At 66.4% G+C, this 19,058-nt stretch carries 19 protein-coding genes; 8 read left to right on the top strand and 11 right to left on the bottom strand.

Features of this window, described 5'->3' with window-relative positions:
* Positions 1 to 505: 505 nt before the first annotated feature.
* The 10 genes from HUK65_RS03895 to HUK65_RS03850 all read right to left on the bottom strand — a co-directional run bounded on the left by HUK65_RS03895 (position 506) and on the right by HUK65_RS03850 (position 10,673).
* Complete coding sequence (locus tag HUK65_RS03895) at positions 506 to 862, bottom strand: hypothetical protein (protein ID WP_179904820.1); 357 nt, start codon at positions 860 to 862, stop codon at positions 506 to 508.
* Positions 859 to 1,947, bottom strand: a complete 1,089-nt coding sequence (locus tag HUK65_RS03890) for an EscU/YscU/HrcU family type III secretion system export apparatus switch protein (protein WP_179904819.1) — start codon at positions 1,945 to 1,947, stop codon at positions 859 to 861. The genes HUK65_RS03895 and HUK65_RS03890 overlap by 4 nt, the downstream gene beginning before the upstream one ends.
* The gene (locus tag HUK65_RS03885; RefSeq protein ID WP_179904818.1) at positions 1,944 to 2,735 is read right to left on the bottom strand and encodes a flagellar biosynthetic protein FliR; all 792 of its coding nucleotides are present in this window, start codon (positions 2,733 to 2,735) and stop codon (positions 1,944 to 1,946) included. The genes HUK65_RS03890 and HUK65_RS03885 overlap by 4 nt, the downstream gene beginning before the upstream one ends.
* Positions 2,732 to 4,807 (bottom strand): flagellar biosynthesis protein FlhA, encoded by a 2,076-nt coding sequence (gene flhA / locus HUK65_RS03880; protein WP_179904817.1) that lies wholly within the window; start codon positions 4,805 to 4,807, stop codon positions 2,732 to 2,734. Before flhA ends, HUK65_RS03885 begins: the two co-directional genes overlap by 4 nt.
* On the bottom strand, positions 4,804 to 5,484 hold the full coding sequence (locus HUK65_RS03875; RefSeq protein ID WP_179904816.1) for a transglycosylase SLT domain-containing protein: 681 nt from the start codon (positions 5,482 to 5,484) through the stop codon (positions 4,804 to 4,806). The genes flhA and HUK65_RS03875 overlap by 4 nt, the downstream gene beginning before the upstream one ends.
* Before the next feature lie 339 nt (positions 5,485 to 5,823).
* Positions 5,824 to 7,989, bottom strand: coding sequence for a hypothetical protein (locus tag HUK65_RS03870; protein ID WP_179904815.1), 2,166 nt, complete (start codon positions 7,987 to 7,989; stop codon positions 5,824 to 5,826).
* A gap of 42 nt (positions 7,990 to 8,031) precedes the next feature.
* Positions 8,032 to 8,901, bottom strand: a complete 870-nt coding sequence (gene motA / locus HUK65_RS03865) for a flagellar motor stator protein MotA (RefSeq protein WP_179904814.1) — start codon at positions 8,899 to 8,901, stop codon at positions 8,032 to 8,034.
* Between the two features lie 93 nt (positions 8,902 to 8,994).
* On the bottom strand, positions 8,995 to 9,651 hold the full coding sequence (locus HUK65_RS03860; RefSeq protein WP_235441744.1) for a MotE family protein: 657 nt from the start codon (positions 9,649 to 9,651) through the stop codon (positions 8,995 to 8,997).
* Positions 9,648 to 10,190, bottom strand: a complete 543-nt coding sequence (locus HUK65_RS03855) for a hypothetical protein (RefSeq protein WP_179904813.1) — start codon at positions 10,188 to 10,190, stop codon at positions 9,648 to 9,650. Before HUK65_RS03855 ends, HUK65_RS03860 begins: the two co-directional genes overlap by 4 nt.
* A 9-nt stretch (positions 10,191 to 10,199) precedes the next feature.
* The gene (locus tag HUK65_RS03850) at positions 10,200 to 10,673 is read right to left on the bottom strand and encodes a flagellar basal body-associated FliL family protein (protein WP_179904812.1); all 474 of its coding nucleotides are present in this window, start codon (positions 10,671 to 10,673) and stop codon (positions 10,200 to 10,202) included.
* Positions 10,674 to 10,797: 124 nt separating this feature from the next.
* On the opposite strand from HUK65_RS03850, the gene fliF reads away from it, so the two are divergent.
* From fliF to HUK65_RS03815, 7 genes are all read left to right on the top strand, one after another.
* Positions 10,798 to 12,471 carry a flagellar basal-body MS-ring/collar protein FliF gene (gene fliF / locus HUK65_RS03845; protein WP_179904811.1) on the top strand — a complete coding sequence of 558 codons (1,674 nt, stop codon included), beginning with the start codon at positions 10,798 to 10,800 and terminating at the stop codon, positions 12,469 to 12,471.
* Positions 12,468 to 13,064 (top strand): FliH/SctL family protein, encoded by a 597-nt coding sequence (locus tag HUK65_RS03840; protein WP_179904810.1) that lies wholly within the window; start codon positions 12,468 to 12,470, stop codon positions 13,062 to 13,064. The genes fliF and HUK65_RS03840 overlap by 4 nt, the downstream gene beginning before the upstream one ends.
* Positions 13,057 to 13,332, top strand: coding sequence for a FliM/FliN family flagellar motor switch protein (locus tag HUK65_RS03835; RefSeq protein WP_179904809.1), 276 nt, complete (start codon positions 13,057 to 13,059; stop codon positions 13,330 to 13,332). Before HUK65_RS03840 ends, HUK65_RS03835 begins: the two co-directional genes overlap by 8 nt.
* 4 nt (positions 13,333 to 13,336) lie before the next feature.
* The gene (gene fliP, locus HUK65_RS03830; RefSeq protein WP_179904808.1) at positions 13,337 to 14,158 is read left to right on the top strand and encodes a flagellar type III secretion system pore protein FliP; all 822 of its coding nucleotides are present in this window, start codon (positions 13,337 to 13,339) and stop codon (positions 14,156 to 14,158) included.
* A 163-nt stretch (positions 14,159 to 14,321) separates the two neighbouring features.
* The gene (locus HUK65_RS03825; RefSeq protein ID WP_179904807.1) at positions 14,322 to 14,789 is read left to right on the top strand and encodes a YbaK/EbsC family protein; all 468 of its coding nucleotides are present in this window, start codon (positions 14,322 to 14,324) and stop codon (positions 14,787 to 14,789) included.
* Positions 14,786 to 15,220, top strand: a complete 435-nt coding sequence (locus HUK65_RS03820) for an RDD family protein (protein ID WP_179904806.1) — start codon at positions 14,786 to 14,788, stop codon at positions 15,218 to 15,220. Before HUK65_RS03825 ends, HUK65_RS03820 begins: the two co-directional genes overlap by 4 nt.
* A gap of 70 nt (positions 15,221 to 15,290) precedes the next feature.
* On the top strand, positions 15,291 to 16,154 hold the full coding sequence (locus HUK65_RS03815) for an arginyltransferase (protein WP_179904805.1): 864 nt from the start codon (positions 15,291 to 15,293) through the stop codon (positions 16,152 to 16,154).
* Positions 16,155 to 16,439: 285 nt separating this feature from the next.
* On the opposite strand, the gene HUK65_RS03810 is transcribed toward HUK65_RS03815, so the two are convergent.
* On the bottom strand, positions 16,440 to 18,302 hold the full coding sequence (locus tag HUK65_RS03810; protein ID WP_179904804.1) for an ABCB family ABC transporter ATP-binding protein/permease: 1,863 nt from the start codon (positions 18,300 to 18,302) through the stop codon (positions 16,440 to 16,442).
* A gap of 133 nt (positions 18,303 to 18,435) precedes the next feature.
* Between HUK65_RS03810 and HUK65_RS03805 the strand changes: the two genes are divergently transcribed.
* Entirely contained in the window at positions 18,436 to 19,053 is a 618-nt protein-coding gene (locus tag HUK65_RS03805) for a TetR/AcrR family transcriptional regulator (protein WP_179904803.1), read from the top strand.
* Positions 19,054 to 19,058: the final 5 nt, after the last annotated feature.

Genomic DNA, 19,058 nt, shown 5'->3' with positions numbered 1-19,058 from the left:
AAAAGATTGCTCATTGATTGGTCTCCTTGCGGAGCGTGAATCACGCCGCAAGGCTGAAATCAATAGGTCCTGAGCCTAGACAGAAAAGTGCGACGATCCATGAGTTCCTCCGTGCAGTGTGTGCATTACAGGGTTGGTCTTGGCCGACCTCCAGAAACAGCCGACAGAGGTTCGGTAAGGCGATCGCGCCTGAATGCCACTGTTTGAGGCAAATGCTTGCGTCAGGGCGCAACTTTCAGAAGCTCCGCCCAATTCGTGTGCAATATTGTTGCGAGCTGCACATCATTTGGGCATCCCGAGATCGCCGGGCCTGGCCATCCATCAGATACCGTTCCACCCGGGCCAAAGGGCGCTGCATGATGCGCCCAGGACCGGCTGCGCCGAGACGCAGCCAGGCCCAAACCGAAGCGCCCAAGGCCCCTGCGCGCAGACCACGCCAGCACGACCGGACCAAAGGCATGAGGGAGGACCCCCTATCAGCGCGCGTGCCGGGGCCTTGGGGGGCTCATGACGGGGTGTGCCTTTTCGCAGCCACGCCTTGCGCATGTGCCAGACGCTCCAGAACCGCAGCGCGGCCAAAGCTGCGGCGGGTGCGGTCGCGGGCCTCAAGCCAGGCGGCCTGTTGCCGCGCCAGGGCCATGTTCAGTTCCGCGCGCTGGGCTTCGGCCCATAGCCGGTGCCGCTGCTGCACGCTCATCAACACCGGGTCCGCCGCCACCGGCGCATTGACCGAATTGCGCAACGCCTCAAGCCGTGTGCGGGTTTCGGTCCGGGCCGCAGCCAGCCGGGCCAGTTCGGCCAGGTCCATGTCCCGCTTTATCGCCGACAGCGCCATCAGCCGGTTCAATCGCTTCAGGCTCATGGCTGCCACCGCCCGCGCGCCTTGCTGCGCATGGCTTCGGCAAAGCGGATCGCTGCCGCGACGGGCTGGTAATGCTCGGGGGCGATCTCGGCCTCCAGGTCCACGGTGGCATGAAGCGCGCGGGCGGTGGGCGGGTCGGCATGGATCGGCACGCCGGCTTCCTCGGCGCGTTCGCGGATACGGGCTGCGATCTCATCAACCCCCTTGGCCACGCAGACCGGCGCCCCCGGCCCGCTGCGGTCCCATTTCAGCGCCACCGCGTAATGGGTGGGGTTGGTAATGACGACATCGGCCTCGGCCACGCGGGCCAGCATCTGGTTGCTGGCGATCTCGGCCCCGCGCTGGCGGCGCTGCTGCTTGGCGTGGGGATCGCCTTCGACCTGCTTGTGCTCATCGCGCATTTCCTTGTGGCTCATGCGGTTCTTGCGAAAATGTTCCGCCCGCTGCCAGAAGAAATCGATCCCGCCGATAACCAGCATGATGACAAAGACCAGGCCCAGAAACTCAATCACCAGCCACAGCAATTCCGTCACCGCCAGCCCCGGCGCCAGAAAGACCGTCGCCACGATCCGCTCCAGCCGCGACAGGACAAAGACCCATAGCAGCCCCGAGATGACCAGCAGCTTCACAAAGCTCTTTGCGAATTCGAACAGGCCGTTGCGGCCGTATTTGTTCTTGGCATTGCTGATCGGCGAAATCCGCGAGCCCTTCGGCTTGAGCTTCTCCGGCGCAAAGATCACCGCCCGCTGCGCGAAAAGCGAGGCCAGCACCAGCAGAAACGGCACCACGAACAGGGGCAGCAAGGGCACCGCCACCGCCACCAGCAACCCGCCCGAAAGGGTCTGGCCGCTTTGTGCAAAGAGCGGCGCCAGCGTTGGTGCCTGGTCGAACAGCACCATCATGCTGTCCCCAAGCGCCGTGAGGCTGATCCCCCCCAGGGCCAGGGCGCTCAGCGCCAGGCCGGCAAAGGCCGCCGCGGTGTTCAGGTCGGTCGAGCGCGGCACCTCGCCCTTGCGGCGCTGCTCGTCCAGCTTGCGCTGGGTCGGCTCGAACTCCTTTTCGCCGGACTGGTCCTCTTCGCTCATCGTGGCGCCACCGAGGGGTCTGCGATGAACGCATGAAAGGCGTTGAGCCATACCGGCAGCAGGATCGGCGCCGTGATCAGCAGCATGGCCAGCCCGGCAAAAGTGATCGCCGGGGCGCCGACAAAGGCCACCATCAGTTGCGGCATGGCCTTGTTGATCGCCCCCAGTGCCACGTTATAGACCAGCGAGATGACGACAAACGGCATGGCCAGTTGAAAGGCCAGCGCAAAGGCATGCGACACGCGCCCCACCCCCCATTCGGCCAGCATCCCCGGCTGGGCAAATTCCCCCGGCGGCATCATCGCATAGGACAGGATCATCAGCTCGGCCAGACGCACATGCAACCCGAAGATCATGGCCAGCGCCAGCCCGCCCATGACCAGAACCTGCGCGATGGCGGGCTGCGGATCCACATTCGCCCCGCCAAAGAACTGCGCCAGCGAGGTAGCCTGCGCCGCGATGGTCCCCGCCGTCTGCAGCGCCATCACGAACAACCGCAACCCGATCCCCAGCGCCAGCCCGGCCACGGCCTCGGTCGCCACCAGCCAGGCCAGCGCCATGGGAGTTTCCGGCGCAGGCGGCAGAACCCCTTGGGCGGCGGGGGTCACAACCATGGTGAAGGCGAACGCCACCGCCAGGCGCACCCGCGCCGGGACAATCTGTTCGCCAAAGCCCGGCAACAGCGCGACCATGGCACCGATGCGCAAAAACACCAGCGCCCCGTCCAGGGCCCAGGGGCGCAGCTCCGCGGCCAGGGCCTCCAGCGCAACCAGAAACTCAGGCGTCATGCGGGCACTGTGCCCAGCAGCGCCGGGCGGGCCTCGATGCCGATCTCCTCAAAGCTCAGCACCGGCGCGCTCAGCCCCCGGGCGGCCATAACGGTGCGCAGGAACCGCCGCCGCATGGCCGAGGTCACCACCGCCGGGGCTTCGCCACTGGCCCCTGCCTCGGACAGGCGTTCCGCCAGATTGTTGGCCAGGCGCGCAAACAGATCCGGCGGCAGGGCGACATCGCTCTGCCCCTTGTCGCCCTGGACCTGATAGGTGGCGAAACTGTCCTCCCACTCCGGGGCGAGTTGTATCAGCGGCAGCGTTCCGTCGGCGCGGCGCAGATTGGCGACCAGCTGGAAGCCCAACCGCTGGCGCACATAGTCGCAGACGGCCTCGGGGCCCTGGCGGGTGCTGCGGGTCTCGGCAATCGATTCCAGGATCAACGGCAGGTTGCGGATGGAGACCCGCTCCTCCAGCAGCAGACGCAATACGGCAAGCAGCAGGTCCATGGGCACCTTGTCGGGCACCAGATCATCCAGCAGCCGCTTGTTGGCCTGCGCCCGGTCCGCATCGCTCAGAGAGGTCAGTTCACGGAACATCCGGTCCAGGCCCTTGAGCGTCAGCAGCCGGGCCATGTTGGCTTTCAGCACTTCCAGCAGATGGGTGGCCAGAACCTCGGCCGGGGTGACAACAGTGGCCCCGGCGATGGCCGCATCCTCACGTGCGGTCGAGGCAACCCAGCGGGCCGGCGCGCCATAGACGGGCTCGGACACATCCACACCGGCCGGGGCATCGCCCGATTCCTCGGGCAACAGCGCCAGCACCCGGTCCGGATAGAGCCGGTCCGAAGCCTGTTCCACGCCATGGATCAGGACGCGATAGCTGCCTTCGGGCAGGGTCGGATCATCGGTCAGCCGGATTTCGGGCAGGATCAGCCCGAACTGGCGCACCATGTGGCTGCGCATGCTGGAAATCCGCGCATCCAGGCCGGTGGCCGGATCCAGCACCATGGGCACCAGGTCCGGGGCGAACTGGACATGAATCTCATCCAGCTCCAGCATGTCGCCCAGGCTGGGCTCGGATGGCGCGGGCGGCAGCTCGGGCGGGGTTTCCTCGGCCCGTGCGGCAGCCCGCTGCGCCAGGAATGCCAATGTCCCCAGCAACCCCGCGCCAATCACAAAGGGCACGAACGGCAACCCCGGCACCATGGCAAAGACCAGCATCAGCATCGCCACCGTGGCCAAAGCCGACGGGTAGCGGCCCAGTTGGGTAAACATGGTCAGATCGGTCGCGCCCGTCGCCCCACCCCGCGCCAGCAACAGTGCGGCGGCGATGGAGATGATCACGGCCGGGATCTGGTTGACCAGTCCGTCCCCGACCGTCAGGATCGCATAGGTTTCAAAGGCCATGCCGATTTCCATGCCATGGATCATGGTGCCGTTGATCAGCCCCACCACGATGTTGAGCAGCGTGATCAGAAGCCCCGCCACCGCATCGCCCTTGACGAATTTCGACGCACCATCCAGCGAGCCGAAGAAGGTGGTTTCCGCCTGCTCGGTCTCGCGCCGGGTCTTGGCCTCCTCATGGGTGATGGCCCCGGCGGACATGTCGGCATCGATGGCCAGCTGCTTGCCGGGCATTCCGTCCAGGGCAAAGCGGGCGCCAACCTCGGCCATGCGGCCCGCGCCCTTGGTGATGACGATGAAATTGACGATCAGCAGCACCAGAAAGATCACCACGCCCAGAAAGACGCTGCCGGACATGACGAAATTGGCAAACCCCTGGATCACCCCTCCGGCGGCATGGGTGCCGGTGTGCCCCTCGCCGATGATCAGCTTGGTGGAGGAGACGTTGAGCGACAGACGCAACATCAAGGACGCCAGCAAGACGGTTGGAAAGATGGAGAAATCCAGCGGGCGCTGAATGAACAGCGTGACCGTGAACATCAGGATCGCCAAGGCGAAGGACGCCGCCAAGCCAAGGTCCAGCACAAAGGCCGGCACCGGCAGGATCATCATGACGATCACCGCCATCAGCGCCAGCGCCAGAAGCACCGTGGGGCGAAACAGGGCCGAAACGGACAGCATCATCGCAGCATTCCCATCGAGATTGCGCCCGCGGACGCGGTTTCAGACGGCCGGGATCTGCCGGACTCGCCCCTTGGCAACACCGACCCCGGCCCCCAGCTGCCCGCGGCGACAAGCTGCGGCGCGGCCATGCGCATCGGTGCAGCAGGGTCACCCGCAGGCGCATCCTGCGGCGCGGCACCGATCCGCGACAGCGCCTGCTCAAAGCGGGCACGATAGACGGCCGCATGCACTTCCGTTTGCGAATGATAGGCGCCCGCGGCCAGCTGCCAGGACCCCAGGCGTTCATACTGCTGGCGAAGGAAGCGCGCCGCATAGGCCGCGTTGCGCGCCGGATCGATCATCGCCTCAAGCGAAGCGAACGCCTGCCCGTGCCAGCGATAATTGACCTGGAAGCAACCAAGATCGACACTTGTCTGCCCGCGCGCAATCGCTTCGCGGGCCCGCGCAACTGCGGCCTGGGCGGTCGGCAGCCAGACCCCCTGGCCCGCGATGTTGAGCGCCCAGGGCCAGGGCCGCAGCTGGCCTGCGGCATCTGCACGACCGGTTTCCACATGGGTCAGGGCCAGCATCACCGCCGGGGGAATGGCATGATCCTGCGCCGCCCTGTGCGCGGCGGCTTCACACAGTGCCGAAGGATCGCCCCGCTGATTGTCGGCATGCGCTGCAAAGGCAATCACACAGCCAGATGCCGCAAGTAGACAACGGCGCCCGATCCGCCGGAGCCCGCGCAAGAAGAAACGCGATTTCAGCCAGGTGCGTTGGGCACCTTCCTTCACGTCGCGGCCAGGCCCGGGGCCGGGCCTGGCGGAGGTGGCGCCACCCCTGTCGATACCGACGGGGCGCGCGGCTGGAATCGCATCGTCCATTCTGGGCATGCCGATCACACCTGATTCATGTGTCTGCGTGAACCTTAACCGCCAAGGTGTTTACAAAGCGTGACCTTTTGGGTTCTGCCAGTCGGCCCTGTCCCGGATATCGAAGGGCCCACACTCACCCAGGGGTGGGCGCAGGCGCGGTCAGGGTTGCTGCTCATTCAACAAAGCTGCGATTCCTGCACGCAGGTCCGAGGCACTGCTCAACGCGTCCTGCCCACGCTGTAAGAGGCCGGCAGAGTCGCCCTCGGCAGGTTGAGTGGCCGCAACCGAAGGCGCCGGGGCTGCCGAAAGGTCTGCCGCTTCGGCCAGAGGGGCAGTCGGGGCAGAGGGTTCCAGCATGGGGGCTACGGGCATCGCGGCAACCGGCATGTCGCCCATCATTGACAGCGCCTCTTGGCGAAGCCCCTGAGCCTCCTCATCGGACATGGCGCCAAGCGCATCCAGCGCGGCTTGCGGGGCGGCTTCGACAAGATGGCTGCGCGCGCGCAGCAAGGCGCTGGACGCGGCATCGAACGCAGGATCAACCCGGTCAAGCATGCGCCGCGCGTGGCTTGGAAAGCCCAGATCGACAAGCCGTTCCGCAAGCGACAGCGCGGTCGCAGGCGGCAGCGCCGCCTCTTCCCACGGGCGTTCGGCAAACGCATTGGCCACAAAGACTTCATCCGCATCTGCGCGCACGAGTTGCGCAAGCAGTTCGCGCCGCAGCTGCGCACCGGCAGGCGCATCCGTACGGCCAAGGGTGCGCGCCACTTCAAAGGCTTCGGAGAAGCGTCCATGCGCGGCAAGCGCCTCGGCCCTCAGGGCCTGAATCTGGTCGCCCATTTCAGTGCCACGGGTCTCGGCCGCGACGATTTCGGCCAGATCGACCAGGTCCTGCGCAGGGGCGCGCCCCTGTGAAAGTTGCTGCGACAGAAGCAGCGCCAGCGCACGGGGCGAGGCGCCGGGCTCAAGCGCGGCGGTGATTTCCGGATCATCGGCCCCGGGCGCTTCGTGCAGCAGAATGCTTGCATCCGTTTCCGCCAGTCCCGGCTTGACCCCCGCCCCGGTCCCGGTCGCACGGGCCATCGAGTCGCGGATGATGCGGGCGGTTTCGGTATCATCAAGCGCCAGCAGGCGATCCACCAGGACCGGCCCCAGATACTGGCGCAGATGCGCAGGCAGGCTGGCAAACCCGCGGCGCAGCGCTTCAGCATCCAGACCCGGGACCTCGACACCAGAAGGCTGGGCCAGCACCGCCCAGAGCGCGCCGATGGTCGGGCAGCCCTGCTGGCGGGCAAGCCGACCGGGGTATGGGGGCGTCTCACCATCGACAATATGGCTGAGCGCGCGCAACAGATCCGCATTGGAAAGTACCTCGGGGAAGGCGCGCATCAGGGCCCGGGCCTCGGCCCCGAAGCCAAAATAGAGGTAGCCGCGCACCTTCGCCGCAATGGCTTCCGGGTTGGGACGGTCGAATTCACTCAGCAGCGCGCTGCGATGCGCCGCCATCCGGGTGACGAAATCGGTATCATCCCCCCAGTCAGGCAGGGCGAAACCCTCTTCAGGCAGGCAACTGGAACTGGGCAGTGCCTCATCCTCGGGGCCGATGCGGATATGATCGCGCAGGGCAGCCACGGAAGCGACTGGCGCTGTACTGACGGTCTGGGAGGGCTCATCTTCGGGCAGGTCCGGTTGCGTCGGCGGAGCGGGAGCCAGCAGGCCGCTTTCGACAGCGCCGGAGAAGGCGGCGCTCAGGTCGGCACGCAGATCCTCCCGCAGTGTGTCGTCAGGCGGGGGATCGGTGTCCAGGCTCTGGCGCAGGCGGTCGAGGGCCATCGCGCCGGTTTCGGCAGGGCGCCGTGCCGCCGCGTCGGCATTGTCGCGCAGCGCTTCGGCCAGGCCGCGGCCCGCGTTCGCCGCCGGGTCGAGCGCCGTGTCGGGCGCCTCGGTCACGGTTTGAATGCTGTCCGGCGGGTTCAGGACATCGATCACCACCTGCCCCGGCAGATCCTCGAACACCCGCACAGGGCAATCACAGGCCAGCGAAATGCTGACCCCGGGCCCATCCACCCGCTGGACCGAGGCAATCCGCAGACGCGGGATGCGGGCGAAGGTCTCGGCCAGGTCAAAGCTGATCTGCGGCGCCTCTACCTGCAGCAGGACTGTGCGCGCATCCTGATCCACCCGCCAGGGCGTTCCCTCGGGCAGTTGCATGACAAGCCGGGTGAATGCCCCATGCTCACCACCGCGTACAGGGACCACGGTCTGCGCCTGGCCCGTCTGCGAAGCGCACAGGACCAGCAACACGGCGATGGCAAGCACAAGCACGCTGCGAGGGGATTGCATATCCGTGGGGCACATCGTCATGCCTCAGGCCGCAGTCTTCTTGACTTCGCGCATGGATTCCTCAAGCTCGGCGAAGCTGGGGCGGAAGTGATGCGGGGCGTTCTGGCGCCCGACCTCGATGCAGATATTGGCCGGGTGCGCATGCAGATTGGCCACCAGCACCTCACGGATCAGGGTCAGGAAATGGGCGTCTTCCTCGACGATGGTGCGCATGCGTTCGGCAATGGGGCCGACAAAACAGTAGGACAGGAACACGCCCAGGAAGGTCCCGGTCAACGCACCCCCGATATACACGCCCAGAACCGCAGGCGGCTGGTCGATCGAACCCATGGTCTTGATGATCCCCAGAACCGCAGCCACGATACCAATCGCAGGCAGCGCATCAGCCACGATCCGCACCGCATGGCTTGTGTGCAGGGCGTGTTGCAGATTGGCGTCCAGCCGCTTGTCCAGCACCTCTTCGACCTGCATGGGGTCATCATAGTTCATCGAGGCCGATCGCATGGTGTCGCTGATCAGTTCAACCGCCTCCTGATCCGCGCGGATCCGCGGAAACTTGGCAAAGACCGAGGAGTTTTCCGGATCTTCGATATGTTCCTCGATGGCGACCGGGTTCTGGCGGGCGATCCAGATCAGTTCGAACAGCAGGCACAGAAGATCATGGTAATCCGAAGCCTTCCAGCGCGGCCCCTTGAACACGCTGACCATATCGCGCCCGGTGCGCTTGATGGTGGCAAGATCATTGCCCAGCAGGAACCCGCCGATGGCCGCGCCGCCGATCATGATCATTTCATAGGGCAACGCCTTGAGGATGATTTCCATCGTCCCGCCCGCCGCAAGATAGCCGCCGAAGACCATCACCAGCACCACGACGATCCCGATGATTCCAATCATGTTCAAACCTCTTGCTGTTGGGGCGGGACTGCGCCGGGTTGCGCTGCCCGTTGCAGGGTGTCAGACGCGGGTTAAGAAACCGCTTCGAAAACGTCACTCACGGGGTACATTGGCATTGCGTCCCGCCAGGACGGCGGCCACCGCATAGGCTTTGCGCGGCGACAGGCCAGCCATCAGTTCCGCCGCGATTTCAGGGCGCAGACGCGCAATGAACCCGGCAGCGAAATCGATGTCCATCTCTTCGAACAAGGCGGCAGATTCGCGTGGCTTCATGTTTTCGAACACCGCCGTCAGCCGGGCCAGATCGCGCTCTGCCGCCTCGTCGGACAGGGCGAGGGTCTGCGAGAGGCGCGCTTCGATCTCGGTCAGTTCATCCAGTTTCCGCGCGATGTCAGCCTCGGCCTTTGCCAGTGCGGCGCGACGGGCCTCCAGCGCGGCCTCGGCCTCGGCCAGGCGCGCCTCGCGCGCGCGCAGGGCAGGAAACAACTCCAGCGGATCCTCGGCGCCGGTGGTGGCAGCCGGCTCCGCTTCGGTTGCATCCGTTGTGCCGATTTCCGCACTGGTGGCGGCATCCAGGGCCGCCGCCGCACCCGTACCCAGACGCGCCAAGCCGGCGCACAGGAACAACATCGCCAGCAACCCCATGACGCCGGGGCGCTGCAACCTGACGGGGCCCGTGACCGCCGGGCCATGACGCGCGCCGCGCCGGGGCGCCGGGGCCGCTGGCAGTTGCGCTGATCGGACCATCATGCGGCCCCCCTGGTCCTGCGATGACGCAGGATGCGCGGACGGCTGCGCGGCTTTGGCGCCGGGTCTGCCTGCTCGGGGGTATCGGTTGCCGGGGTCGGGTGGGTTGCGGTATCCCGCCAGAAGGCTCCGTTACCCTGGCGCGGCGCCACGGCCGAAGGGCCAAAGATGGACCCGCCGAGCGGTGCCGGGGAGGTCAGCGCCGCCTGCACCTGCGCGGTGTCGGCGGGGGTCACGGATGACGGGCCGGAGCGGGACTCGGGCGCGGCCTGCAGGCTGACCATCAGCAGTTCCAGCCGCCGCACGGCGGCTTCGGCACGCTCGGTCTGTTCGCTCAGGCCTTTCTGGGACTCGGAACTTGCACGGCGGGCGTGATCCAGAGCACGCGTCATGCTGTCCACCTGCGATGACAGGACCGCCACGGCGCCCCCCACAGTGCCGTCGATCCGGGTCAGCGCGCGCAACCTGCGCGACAGCACCAGACAATAGGCCGCTGCCGCCAAAGCGGAAAAACCGACAAGAATATCAACAAGGTAAAACATTACAGCCTCCTATCGCAGGACGAATTCGATGATCAGAAGATCGCGGACCATCCCCTCTCCGGCCACGATCTGCATGCGCCGCAGCATCTGCGCACGCAGGCGCACCAGCGCCGCGGGGTGTTCGATCTCTTCCGGTTCCAGCGCCCGCAGATAGCTGTTGAGCACATCGATAAAGCGTGGCGTCAGTGCCGCGACCGCACGTTCATTGGCGACATCAACTTCCAGATCGGCCGAGAACAGAAGCTGGCTGGTATTGCCACGCGCGCCGACGGTCACCACAAGCTCGCGCAGGGGCACATAGGCGACCGACACCTCCGGGGCAGGCTCCCCTCGCGACGCCCCGATTTCAGGCACGGCCAGCAGCCCCGACCAGGTGGCATAGAATCCCCCGCCCCCCAGCAGCAAAGCCAGCGGGAACGCGATCAGAATCCATCTGCGCGATGATTTCGGCGGTGGCTCGGCGGTGGCGGCAGCGTCGGTCATGGCGAACCCGTTTCTGGTCTTCGGACAAATCGGGAATCGCACAATCTCACTAACCGAATGTTAAGTCCGAAGCGCGAAAACAAATCGTGCACAGGGCAGGACGTCCAGCAGCAGGAGAATCAGCGTGCAACAGGTCAGCGAATTCTGGTCCGGGCTCGATACACGGCGGCAAGTCCTTGTCGTTGCAGCAACTGTGGGGATGTTCCTGGCGGTTCTGGGGCTGGCGCGATTCGCCTCGACCCCCGGGATGGCACTGCTTTACGCAGGGCTTGATCCCCTGGCCGCGGGCGAGGTGGTCCAGGCCCTTGAACAGCGCAACATCCGCTACAGCGTGCAGGGGGATGCGATCTATGTTCCGGCCCATCAGCGCGATGAGACGCGGATGCTGCTTGCCGCGCGCAGCCTGCCGGCCAATGGTGCGGCGGGGTATGAACTGCTGGACAACCTTTCGGGGTTCAGCACCACCTCGCAGATGTTCGATGCCGCCTACTGGCGCGCCAAGGAGGGTGAGCTGGCCCGCACCATCGCCGCCGGGCCCGGCATCCGCTCCGCCCGGGTGCATATTGCGCAGGGCAGTTCGTCGGCATTCCGGCGCGAGGCGGCGCCGCGGGCCTCGGTCACGGTCAGCTCTGCCGTGGGGCCCATTTCCGCCGAACAGGCGCGGGCGCTGCGATTCCTCGTATCCGCGGCCGTGGCCGGGATGGATCCCGGCAACGTTTCCATCATAGACGCCGATTCCGGCCTGGTCGCAGGCAGCGAGGACGAAAGCAGCACCCCCGGCCGCGACCGCAGCGACGAGCTGCGCAAGAATGTCGAACGCCTGCTTGAAGCCCATGTCGGCCCCGGCCGCGCCGTGGTCGAGATGAGCATCGACACCGTCACCGACCGCGAAACCATCATGGAGCGACGCTTTGACCCCGAGTCCCGCGTGGCCATCAGCACCGAATCCGAAGAACGCAATCGCACCGCCACCGACAGCCGCAACCCCGGCGTAACCGTGGCCAGCAACCTGCCCGATGGCGATGCCGCGGAAACCGATGGCTCCAGCGAAAGCCGTGAGGTCGAAACCCGGGAACGGGCGAATTTCGAGGTTTCGGAAACCCAGCGGGAGTTGCATCGCGCCCCCGGTGCGGTCCGCCGGTTGACCGTGGCCGTGCTGGTGGACGGCCACCACGGTCCCGAGGCCGGGGACTGGACCCCGCGCAGCGCCGAGGAGCTGGAAGCGCTGCATGATCTGGTCGCCTCGGCCGTGGGGTATGACGAAGCGCGCGGCGATGTGATCACCCTGCGGTCGCTGCGGTTTGAACCTGTGCCGCCTGAAGGGACGCTGGCCACGACGCCCCGCCTGGGCCTGCCCATGCCGGACCCGCTGGCGTTGGCCGGAATTGTCGCACTGCTGTTGCTGGGTCTGGTGCTGGCGCTGTTCGTCCTGCGTCCGATCCTGCGCGCCGCCCGGTCCGAGCAACCCGCCCTGCCCGCTGTCATGGCCCCGGCTGCGCTGCAGGTCACCGGCCCGCAGCAGGCCGAGCAAGTCGCCAGCGGGGTCGATGACACCGGTCTGGACGGCGATATCGGGGACCTGTTCGGCGAGGATTCGGTGGTGCCGATGGGGCTTGATTTTGACGGTGATGGCGGCGGTGGTGGTGGCGGTGGTGGTGGCGTCGGCAGAAGCAGCAGCATGGCGCGCGACGAGTCCGATCCGGTCGCCCGCCTGCGCGCCCTGATCGCCGAGCGCCAGGAAGAAAGCATCGAAATCCTGCGCCACTGGATGGAAGAAAACGGGACCCAAAGCAGATGAGTCATGCCCTGAAACTTGAAGTCTTTGACACCGGCCCGGGCCCGGATACGCAGACGGTCCTAGCGCCCGAGGAGCTCGATGCCCTGCGCAAGGCGGCCTATGAGGAAGGCTACAGCGCCGGCTGGGATGACGCTGTTGCAGATACGCAGGACGCAACCGCCCTGCGCCAGACCGCCGCCGAAGAGGCGCTGCAAGCGCTCAGCTTCACCCAGAACGAGGCGCGCGACCATGTCCTGACGGCATTGGCGCCCCTGCTGGAGGCCATGGTTGACACCATCCTGCCGGAGCTTTCCCGTGCAACGCTGGGCGCGCTGGTTGCCGAACAGGTCCAGGCCCTGACCCGCGACAGCCTGGGCGCACCGGTGGTGGTGCGCGGCAACGCCACCCTGGGTGAGGTTGTCGCCCGGTTATCGGAAAGCCACCCCGGGCTGGAGCTGGTATTCCGCGAAGAACCCAGCCTGGCCGATGGGCAGGCCCGGATCCAGCTGGATGCGGCCGAATGCCGGATCGATACCGATGCCGCCATCGTTGCGGTGCGCGCGGCGCTGGAGACCTTCCACAGCACTGTCACCGAAAGGAAAGCCCATGGATGACACATCCGCCCCGGCCAATGGTGCCCTGCAAAGGGTGCCGATCGAAATCACCATCTCCGTCGGTCGCGCCCGCCCGCAGGTGCGCGATCTGATGCGGTTGCGGCGCGATACCGTGCTGCCGCTGGACCGCCGCGTCAGCGACCCGGTTGAGTTGTTCGTGGGCGAACGCCTGATTGCCCGGGGTGAGCTGCAGGAGCTTGACGGCGACAAGGCCGGGTACCTGGGCGTCCGCCTCACCGAGGTCATCGACATGTCCGAAGGGATCTGAGCCCATGCGCCGCCATCGCGCAGTGTCGACCATCGGCCCGGACTGCATCGGCACCGCCGCGGCCACCCGGGCCCCGACATGCCCGCCCCTGCCCGCCCGGCCGGTTCTGTGGCTGCTCTGCGCTTTGGCTGCATTCTGCCTGGGCGCCCTGCCCGCCCAGGCGCAGGAGATCAGCCTCAACTTCGGCGAGGATGGCGCACTGGCGGTGCGTTCCATCCAGCTGATCGTGCTGATCACACTTCTGAGCATCGCGCCCGGGGTGTTGATCATGCTGACCTGCTTTCCCTTCATCGTCACTGTGCTGGCACTGCTGCGCCAGGCCATCGGCCTGCAGCAATCGCCCCCCAACATGCTGATCGTCAGCCTTTCCCTGTTCCTGACCTGGTTTGTCATGGAACCTGTCTTCCTTGCCGCCTGGGAGGCCGGTGTCGTCCCGCTGAACGATGGCACCCTTGCACTGGAGGAGGCGATCCCCCGCGCGCTGGAGCCGTTCCGCCTGTTCATGGTCGCGCGCATCGACCCGGCCACGTATGACGCCCTGGCCGCCCTGCGCCCGGACCCCGTGGGCGCGCTGGATGCCGAGGCACCGCTGTCGGTCCTGATCCCCGGTTTCATGCTGAGCGAGATCGCCCGCGCCTTTGAAATCGGCTTTCTGATCTTCCTGCCCTTCCTGATCATCGATCTGGTGGTGGCGGCGGTGCTGATGTCCATGGGGATGATGATGGTGCCGCCTGCCGTCGTGGCCCTGCCGTTCAAGCTGTCGTTCTTTGTCATCGCCGATGGCTGGACCCTGATCTCCGAGGCGCTGGTGCGCAGTTACTTCTGACGCCGCCACCCGCGCCATAGGCCGGAGGGAGCGGCGCGCATCCCGCGCAACTCGGCACTTGCCCAAAGCGGCGCGGGCTTCTAGGCAAGGGGGTTGAGGGGTAAGCCGCGCCGTTCACGCGCAACGGTCCGGCCGCCAGGCCCGCAACAGAGGAAAGGCGAGGATGAGCAAGAGCCTCAGACGGGTGCGCGCCGCGCTGGAGGGCGCCGGGGTGGCGATCCAGATCCAGGAACCCGGCGAAACCCGCACCGCCGAACAGGCGGCAGCAGCGGCAGGCTGCGCGCTGGACCAGATCGTGAAGTCGATCATCTTTCGTGGCGAAGCCTCGGGGCATGTGCGGCTGTTCCTGACGGCGGGTGGCAACCGTGTGTGCCCCGATCGCGCCTCGGCCCTGGCGGGTGAGGCGCTGGGCCGGGCCGATGCCGCACTGGTCCGCGCGGAGACCGGGTTTGCGATCGGCGGCGTCGCCCCCTTGGGTCTGCTGAGCCCCTGCCCCACCTGGGCGGACCCGCGGCTGCTGGCCTTCGATCAGGTCTGGGCGGCAGCGGGCACGCCGCGCCATATCTTCGCCATCGACCCGCAAACCCTGGTGTCGCTCTCCGGCGCCACCGTGGCGGAGTTCATCCAATGACCCTTCCTGATCCGCAGCTGCAGCCCGAATTCTATGCCAATGTGCCGCTGAAACGCGCGCTGGCCTGGCTGGTGGATACGGTGCTGATCCTGCTGCTGGCGCTCATCGCGGTGATCTTCACGCTGTTCGTGGGCGCCTTCATCTTTCCGGTCCTGTTCGCCGCGGTCTCGATCGGATATCGCACGGTGATGCTGGCACGCTTTGGCGCGACCTTCGGCATGATGCTGGGCGGTATCCGCCTCTTTCATCTGGATGGGCGCAACCCGGATCCGGCCACGGCGGCAATCTACAGTGTCCTGCATGCGGGGGTGATGTTCTTTGTCATTACGCAGATCGCCTCGATCGTGACGATCCTGGTCACACCCTATCGTCAGGGGCTGCATGATCTGGCGCTAGGCACGACCATGCTCAATCGCCCCGCCGACATCTGATTCCCGTCTTGGCGAAGCCGAAATTGCTTGCTACTTTGATCGGGTCTCCAAACGGAAGCGATCCGCGCCCATGCGCCACACTCTGCCCATTGCACCGCAGTTCTACGTGACGGCCCCGCAACCCTGCCCCTATCTGGAAGGGCAGATGGAGCGAAAGCTGTTCACCGCGCTGCAGGGCGATCACGCAGGCGCCATGAATGACAGCCTGTCCAAGCAGGGGTTCCGGCGCTCCCAGAATGTGCTGTACAGGCCGTCCTGTGCAGAGTGTTCGGCCTGCCTGTCGGCGCGCATACGGGTCGCGGATTTCAGCCCGCGCCGGTCCATGCGCCGGATCCTGAAGCGCAATGCCGCACTGCGCCGTGAAGCCACCAGCCCCTGGGCCACCGAAGCCCAGTTTGACCTGTTCCGCCGCTATCTGGACAGCCGCCACGCCGATGGCGGCATGGCCGATATGGATGTGTTCGAATTCGCCGCCATGGTCGAGGAAACGCCCGTCCGCTCGCGCGTGGTCGAATACACCGCGCCATCGGAGAGCGACCCTGGCCGGCGTGAGCTGGCGGCAGTCTGCCTGACCGATGTGCTGGATGACGGGTTGAGCCTGGTCTATTCCTTTTTCGAACCGACACGTGCCAGCGACAGCCTGGGCACCTATATGATCCTGGACCATATCGAACTGGCCCGCAGCGTGAACCTGCCATACGTCTATCTGGGCTACTGGGTGCCCGGAAGCCCGAAGATGGATTACAAGGCGCGCTTCAACGCGCTTGAGGTGTATTTCAAGGGCGAATGGCGCGATATGCGCAACCCCGACGATTTCACCGGCGCCACGCATCCGCTGGCGGTGCAGCCCATCGCCGAACAGGTCGCCCGCATCCGCTTTCCCGAAACGATGCCGAGCACTGTGCGCGTGCCCCCCGGGCGCAATCGCCCGTAGCACCCGCGCGAAACCACGCGCAGGGCACGACGCGACCGGCAGGCCTGCCCATCCGGAGGTCATTACCCCTAACCCTACCGTCTGACCCCGGGAAGCGCCCACGAGCCGCGCCCCACCCACCCACCCGCGCGCCTCGTGGGCGCTGCCCTCTGCCAGGGCAGAGGGCCTCGGGAATGCGGTCCCCGGACAATTCGGAAAGCGGATCGCGGTGGAGTGCCGCGCTCCCCGGCGCGCCGGGGTGGGCGGGTGGGCGGCGCGCCGGGGAGCGCGTTACAGCGACGGACCTCAGACCTCGTCCGAAGTGGCGCGCTGTCGGCTCCACATCGCCGCGTATTTTCCGCCCCGGGCCAGCAGGGCGGCATGGGTGCCTTCCTCGATGATGCGCCCGGCCTCCAGCACGACAATCCGGTCGGCATCTACAACGGTGGACAGCCGGTGCGCGATGGTCAGCACCGTGCGCCCCTCGCCGGCGGCCCGCAATTCATCCTGGATGCTCTGTTCGGTCTGGGTGTCCAGCGCGCTGGTGGCTTCGTCCAGCAGTAGGATCGGCGGGTTCTTCAACAGCGTCCGCGCGATCCCCACGCGCTGTTTCTCGCCCCCTGAAAGCTTCAGCCCGCGCTCGCCCACGGCGGTGTCATAGCCCTCGGGCAGGCTGAGGATGAAGTCATGGATGCGCGCCGCCCGCGCTGCCGCCTCCACCTCGGCGCGCGAGGCACCTTCGCGGCCATAGGCGATGTTATAGGCGATGGTGTCGTTGAACAGCACGGTATCCTGCGGCACCACGCCGATAGCGCCATGCAGGCTGGACAGCGTCACATCGCGCACGTCCTGGCCATCTATGCGCAAGGCGCCCCCGGTCACGTCATAGAAGCGGAACAGCAGCCGCCCGATGGTTGATTTCCCGGATCCCGAAGGTCCCACGATCGCCACGGTTTCCCCCGCGCCGATCCGCAGGCTGACATCGCGCAGGATCGGGCGCGCCGGGTCATAGCCGAAGCTCACGCGGTCCAGGTCCACCGTGCCGCCCTTGACCTGCAGCGCCGGCGCGCCGGGCGTGTCGCGCACATCGGGGGGCTGGTCCAGCAGGTCGAACATCTCGCCCATGTCCACCAGGGCCTGGCGGATTTCACGATACACGGTGCCCAGGAAGTTCAGCGGCATGGTGATCTGGATCATGTAGGCGTTCACCATGACGAAATCGCCCACGGTCAGATCGCCGTTCTGCACGCCGATGGCCGCCAGCACCATCACCACCACCAGCCCGGCGGTGATCAGGAACGCCTGGCCGAAGTTCAGGAAGGCCAGCGAGATATTGGTCTTGACGGCTGCGGTCTCATATTTCTCCATGGCGCTGTCATAGCGCCGCGCCTCCATGCCTTCGGCGTTGAAATACTTGACGGTTTCAAAGTTCAGCAGGCTGTCGATGGCCTTCTGGTTGGCGTCGGTGTCCTGGGCGTTCATCTCGCGCCGCTGGCGCACCCGCCATTCGGTGACGCGAAAGGTGAACCAGACATAGAGTGCGATGGTTACAACCACCGTGGCCAGATACCAGACATCGAACAGCACGAAGAAGATGATGGCGATCAGCCCCAGCTCCAGGATCAGCGGAAAGATCGAAAACAGCAGGAAGCGCAGCAGGAAATCGACGCCCTTCACCCCGCGTTCGATGATCCGGCTCAGCCCCCCGGTCTTGCGGGTGATGTGGTAGCGCATGCTCAGGCGGTGGATATGCTCGAAGGTTTCAAGCGCGATCATGCGCAGCGCGCGCTGGCCGACGCGGGTGAAGATCGCGTTGCGCAATTCCTGAAACCCCACGGACATCAGCCGCGCCATGCCATAGGCCACGGTCACCCCCACGGCGCCGACGGCCAGCATCCAGCCCGTGCCCTCGCCCGCCAGGGCATCGACGGCGCCCTTGTAAAGCATGGGCGTGCCGACCGAGACCAGCTTGGCCAGCACCAGAAACACCAGCGCCAGCACCACGCGGCGCTTGACCCAGGGCTGGTCCTCGGGCCAGAGCCAGGGCGCCACGCGGCGCACGGTGCGCCAGCCGCTGGCACGTTCGCGGGCATCGGTCCGGGCGGTCTGGGTCGCGTTGGGGTCGGCTGCGGGCGCGTCGGGCGCGGCGCTGGAATCGGCTGGCGGCATGGCGGGCTTTCGTTATTCGCCCCAGAACCTAGGCGCTGATGCCGGCAAAGACCAGTGCCCGTGCAGCGATTGCCCTTGCCCGCGCATCTGCGATACTGCGGGTCCGACCCCCTGCCCCGGAACACGGATCCCAATGCCCAAACAGGGATATCATCACGGCAATCTGCGCGCCGCCCTGGTGGAGGCCACGCTGGCGCTCATCGCCGAGAAGGGCCCGCAGGGTTTCACCATGGCCGAGGCCGCAAAACTGGCCGGCGTGTCGGCCGCGGCACCCTATCGCCATTTCGAAGGGCGCGAGGAACTCATCGCCGAGGTCGCGCGCCAGGGCTATACGCTTTTCGGCGATCTGCTGGAATACGCCTATGACGACGGGCAGCCCACGCCGCTGGCGGCTTTCCTTGCCGTGGGGCATGCCTATCTGGCCTTTGCACGCAAGCATCCGGGCCATTACATCGCCATGTTCGAAGCCGGCGTGGACCCGGGCGCGAACCGCGCGCTTGCGCAGGCCGCCGACCGTGCCCAGCAGGTGCTTTACCGCGCGGCCGAGGCGCTTTCGGCGCGCATTCCCGCCGATCGTCGCCCCCCGCCTGCGATGTTCGCGGCCCATATCTGGGCCATCAGCCACGGGATCGTCGAGCTTTATGCCCGGGGCAAGCCCGGTGCCCGCAGCCCTTTCACTGCCGAAGAACTGCTGGAAAGCGGGGTCGGCATCTATCTGCGCGGTCTGGGCGTGCTGGACATGGATTGCTGATGGCG

This window comes from Rhabdonatronobacter sediminivivens, from assembly GCF_013415485.1.
Classification (GTDB): Bacteria; Pseudomonadota; Alphaproteobacteria; order Rhodobacterales; family Rhodobacteraceae; genus Rhabdonatronobacter; species Rhabdonatronobacter sediminivivens.
This window is presented reverse-complemented; position numbering and strand designations above follow the sequence as displayed.